The organism is Primorskyibacter aestuariivivens, assembly GCF_028023675.1.
GTDB classification, from domain to species: domain Bacteria; phylum Pseudomonadota; class Alphaproteobacteria; order Rhodobacterales; family Rhodobacteraceae; genus Marinovum; species Marinovum aestuariivivens.
In genome coordinates, this window is sequence record NZ_JAQIOZ010000035.1 from 1 (window position 1) to 4,414 (window position 4,414).

Sequence of the window (4,414 nt, forward strand, 5' to 3'; positions counted from 1 at the left end):
CCACGCGCCTCGATCTCGTCGGCGATGGCGTTCAGAAACGCCGCGCGGTCTTCGCGCGAGGAATGGCCATAGGACCAGAACGCCTCTTCCGCGGCCTTGGCAGCCCGGTCCACCAGCGCTGGGGTCCCGACGGCATAGTCAAACGCCTGACCATGCGCGGGCGACGACGCAAAGGTCGTCTCACCGGCAACCCAGTTGCCTGCGATCAGGTGATGGCCATGTGGGGTGAATACGGTGTCATCTAGCATAGGGGCCTCCGGGATCAGCGTTTGTTGGCTTTGCGCCATTCAGCGAATTTCTCGAGGTTTTCTTCTTTGGTCGCAGGATAAAGCCCGATGATGGTTTCTCCCGCCTGAACCTGCTCCAATGCGAAATCCTCGTAGGCTGTCATTTCCATGGCTTCCTCGGCCACCTCGTCGGCGAGATGGGCGGGAATGACGATGATACTGTCATCGTCGCCCACCACGATATCGCCCGGAAATACCGGTGCGTCGCCGCAGCCAATGGGCACGTTGATATCGATGGCCTCATTGGTGGTGAGGTTGGTCGGGCTTGAGGGGCGGTTGTGATAGGCCGGGATATCAAGTTTGGCGATGTTCATCGCGTCGCGAAAGCCGCCATCGGTCACAACGCCTGCGCCGCCGCGCTTCATCAGCCGGGTGATCAGGATGTCGCCTGCGCTGGCCGCAATAGCCGACTTGCGGCTGTCCATAACCATAACATGCCCGGGAGGGCAGGTCTCGATCGCCTTGCGCTGGGGGTGGTCCGGGTTGCGGAACTCGATCAATTGGTTTCGGTCTTCACGGGCGGGCATGTAGCGCAGGGTAAAGGCGGGGCCGACCATGTTGCGGCCTTTTTGGCTGAGAGGGCGCACGTCCTGAATGACCTGATTGCGCAGGCCCCGTTTGAAAAGCGCAGTTGCGAGAGTGGCGACGGAGACCTGTTCAAGCTTGGCTTTGGTCTCGGGTTTGAGCGGGTGGTCTGTCATGGGATCGGTCCTTGGGGTGTGGTGGGTCGGAACCCACCCTAAGAGATAAGGGAATTGGCGCGCATGAAGTCTCGGAGACGCTGCATCTGGCTGTCGGAGAGCGGCCAGGCGGCAGGCGGACGGGCACCGCCGCAGTCTTCGCCCATGAGCTGCAACGCGGCCTTGACGCCGGGTACATTGGCACCGCCTTGCTCCTCGGCGCGGATATCCTCGAAGACCTGCATCTCGGCGATGAGGCGGCGGGCCTGTGCGTAATCGCCTGCCTCCAGCGCGGTGTTGATCGCGACCGAGCGTTCGGGCCAGACATTGATCAAGCCCGAGGTGAAACCCCGCGCGCCCACGGCATAGAATGTGGGTGCCCAGACCTCGGCCAATCCGCCTGTCCAGGTGATGTGATCTGGCGCGGCCTCGATCGCGGCCTTGAGTTTCATAGGATTGGGCGTGGCCCATTTGACGCCGGTGACACCGTCGATGCGGCAAAGATCGGCAATCGCGTCTATGCCGATGGCGTCGTTGCGCAGGTAGAGGATGAGAGGCAGACCGCCGCCCGCGTCCTGCACGGCGCGGATATAGTCGGCGATGCCACGCGGCGCGACGAAGGGATCGGGCGGCTGGTGGATCATCAGCGCGTCGGCCCCGGCGGCGGCAGAGGCCTCGGCCAGTTTCTGCGCGTCGCGGATGCCACGTCCGACCCCTGCCACCAGCTTGGCGCGCCCGTCGATATGGCGGCTGGCGGCGTCGACCATTGCAATCGCCTCGTCAGTGGTCAGCCCATAGAATTCGCCGGTATTGCCATTGGCCGTCAGCACCGGAACGCCCGCGGCGACGGCCCGGTCGACAATCGGTTTCTGGCGGTCGGGTGCGATGCCACCGGCGGCGCCAAAGGGGGTGACGAGAATGCCGGACACACCGGTCAGGGCAGTGGTCAGGTCCATCAATTGATCTCCGGTTCCGGCACCTGCGCACCGAAATCGGTGCGCAGGAAGTCGAAGTCACAGCCCTTGTCAGCCTGTTCCACATGCTGGCTGAACATCTTGCCATAGCCACGCTCATAGCGCGGTTCGGGTGCGGTCCAGGCGGCGCGACGTTCCGCCAGCTCTTCGTCGGACACCTGCATGTGCAGTTTGCGGTTGGGCACGTCGATCTCGACGATATCGCCGGTTTTCAGCAGCGCCAGTGGACCGCCGACAAAGGATTCCGGTGCCACATGCAGGATGCAGGCCCCAAAGGACGTGCCCGACATGCGCGAGTCCGACATGCGCAGCATATCGCGGTGCCCCTGTTTCAACAGCGCCTTGGGCATCGGGATCATGCCCCATTCCGGCATCCCCGGCCCGCCCAAAGGCCCGGCATTGCGAAGGACCAGAACGTGATCCGGCGTCATCGGGTAATCCTCGTCATTGATGATTTCCTTCAACTCGGCATAGCTGTCGGCGACAATGGCGGGGCCGGAATGCTGCTGGAATTTCGCGTCCATCGCGGCGGGTTTGATCACCGCGCCGTCCGGGGCGAGATTGCCGCGCAGCACGGCAAGCGAGCCTTCGTGATAGACCGGGTTCGACAGCGGTCGGATCACGTCATCGTTGTAGTTCACCGCATCGGCGATGTTGTCGCCCATGGTGCGACCATTGGCGGTCATGACGGACAGGTCGAGCTTGTCTCCCAGCTCCTTCATCAGCGCGGGCAACCCGCCGGCATAGTAAAAATCCTCCATCAGGTATTCGCTGCCCGAGGGGCGGATATTGGCGATCACCGGTGTCGTGCGGCCGATCTCGTCCAGATGATCTAGCGTCAGGTCAATGCCCGCCCGGCGCGCCATGGCGATCAGGTGGATGATCGCATTGGTCGAACAGCCGGTGGCCATGGCCACTGTCACCGCGTTGCGGGTGCTCTCCCATGTCATGATCTTGTCCGGGGTCAGGTCCTCCCAGACCATGTCCACCGCGCGGCGGCCACAGGCGGCGGCCATGCGTTTATGGCCCGCATCGGGGGCCGGGATCGAGGACGCTCCGGGGAGTGTCAGCCCCCAGCCATCAGCGATGGACATCATGGTCGAGGCTGTGCCCATGGTCATGCAGGTGCCATAGCTCCGGGCGATACCGCCCTGCACGCCATCCCATTGCTCCTTGGTGATATTGCCTGCGCGCCGCTCGTCCCAGTATTTCCAGACATCGGTTCCGGAGCCGAGCTTTTGCCCGGCATAATTGCCGCGCAGCATCGCGCCCGCGGGCATATAGATGAACGGCAGCCCCATGGAGACCGCGCCCATCACCAGCGCCGGGGTGGATTTGTCACAGCCGCCCATCAGCACCACGCCGTCAATGGGGTGGGCGCGGAGCGTTTCCTCCACCTCCAGCGCGCCCATGTTGCGATAGAGCATCGAGGTGGGTTTGAGGAACTGCTCGGAGAACGAATGCACCGGCATTTCCACCGGCATGCCGCCCGCCTGGTAGACGCCCTTTTTCACGTATTCCGCGCGGTCGCGCAGGTGGTGGTGGCAAGGCGAAAGATCCGACCATGTGTTGATCACGGCGATCACCGGCTTGCCTTCCCAATCGGCCCCGTCCAGCCCCATCTGCATGGCGCGGGAACGGTGGCCCATGGAGCGCAGGTCATCCGGTGCAAACCACCGTGCAGAGCGCAGGTCTTCGGGTTTCTTGGTCATGTCAGGCCTCTCAGGAAATCGGCTGGGCAAAGGTGAACATCACGATGATGATCACTGCAGCAAGAGCAACCCCCAGAATCCAGGGCCAGATCCCATAGCCGTTGATGTCGTCATGTGAATCGCGTCCAATCATGGGTCAGGCTCCTCAGTTCAACAGTTCAGGCAGGAACAGCGCGATCTGCGGGAACATCATCACGAGGATCAGACCTGTGATCTGAAGCGCGATGAAGGGCAGAACGGACAGGAAGATTTCCTGCAAAGTCACATCTTTGGGTGCCACCGACTTCAACCAGAAGCAAGCCGGGCCAAAGGGCGGCGACAGGAAGTAGATCTGGATGTTCATCACGAACAGGATGCCAAACCAGATCTTGGCCTGATCCTCGGTCATGCCCAGTTCTGGTGCCAGCGTCATCACGACCGGCGCAAAGACCGGCACTGTGATCAGCACGATGGCGATCCATTCCATGAAGGTGCCCAGCACCATCAGGATGAGCATCATCACGATCACTGTCCCCATGGCCGAAAGCCCGAGGTTGAGGAACAGCGAGCGGATAAAATCGCCGCCGCCCACAAGGTTGAAAATGCCCACGAAGGACACCGCCCCCACGATGAGCCAGATGATCGTGCCAACCGTGGTCATCGTGCCTAGGTGTTCAGTCCCGGCATTTGGTGGATCGGATTTAGGATGAAACGATCTGGCTCTGAAGTCCAGATCTTGCAGATGTATTCGTAAGGCGTCAGCCCGCTGAGGGTCTTGAGCC

5 protein-coding genes and 2 pseudogenes are annotated in these 4,414 nt (G+C 62.1%); all 7 read right to left on the bottom strand.

What is annotated here, in order from left to right; all coding sequences use genetic code 11:
* A pseudogene (locus tag PGB28_RS21200) lies at nucleotides 1–248 on the bottom strand (aldehyde dehydrogenase (NADP(+))); the annotation flags it as partial.
* Nucleotides 249–262: 14 nt separating this feature from the next.
* Complete coding sequence (locus PGB28_RS21205; protein WP_271423498.1) at nucleotides 263–988, bottom strand: ribonuclease activity regulator RraA; 726 nt, start codon at nucleotides 986–988, stop codon at nucleotides 263–265.
* Nucleotides 989–1,026: 38 nt separating this feature from the next.
* On the bottom strand, nucleotides 1,027–1,923 hold the full coding sequence (locus tag PGB28_RS21210) for a dihydrodipicolinate synthase family protein (protein ID WP_271423499.1): 897 nt from the start codon (nucleotides 1,921–1,923) through the stop codon (nucleotides 1,027–1,029).
* Nucleotides 1,923–3,653, bottom strand: coding sequence for an L-arabinonate dehydratase (gene araD, locus PGB28_RS21215; RefSeq protein WP_271423500.1), 1,731 nt, complete (start codon nucleotides 3,651–3,653; stop codon nucleotides 1,923–1,925). The genes PGB28_RS21210 and araD overlap by 1 nt, the downstream gene beginning before the upstream one ends.
* Nucleotides 3,654–3,663: 10 nt before the next feature.
* Nucleotides 3,664–3,786, bottom strand: coding sequence for a dihydroxy-acid dehydratase (locus tag PGB28_RS21220; protein WP_271423501.1), 123 nt, complete (start codon nucleotides 3,784–3,786; stop codon nucleotides 3,664–3,666).
* A gap of 12 nt (nucleotides 3,787–3,798) precedes the next feature.
* On the bottom strand, nucleotides 3,799–4,293 hold the full coding sequence (locus tag PGB28_RS21225; protein WP_271423502.1) for a TRAP transporter large permease subunit: 495 nt from the start codon (nucleotides 4,291–4,293) through the stop codon (nucleotides 3,799–3,801).
* 5 nt (nucleotides 4,294–4,298) lie between these two features.
* Nucleotides 4,299–4,414 (bottom strand): annotated as a pseudogene (locus PGB28_RS21230) (IS481 family transposase); the annotation flags it as partial.

Coding starts and splice junctions, on each gene's coding strand:
- PGB28_RS21205 (WP_271423498.1), bottom strand. CDS start 988: ATGACAGACCACCCGCTCAAACCCGAGACCAAAGCCAAGCTTGAACAG.
- araD (WP_271423500.1), bottom strand. CDS start 3,653: ATGACCAAGAAACCCGAAGACCTGCGCTCTGCACGGTGGTTTGCACCG.
- PGB28_RS21220 (WP_271423501.1), bottom strand. CDS start 3,786: ATGATTGGACGCGATTCACATGACGACATCAACGGCTATGGGATCTGG.
- PGB28_RS21210 (WP_271423499.1), bottom strand. CDS start 1,923: ATGGACCTGACCACTGCCCTGACCGGTGTGTCCGGCATTCTCGTCACC.
- PGB28_RS21225 (WP_271423502.1), bottom strand. CDS start 4,293: ATGACCACGGTTGGCACGATCATCTGGCTCATCGTGGGGGCGGTGTCC.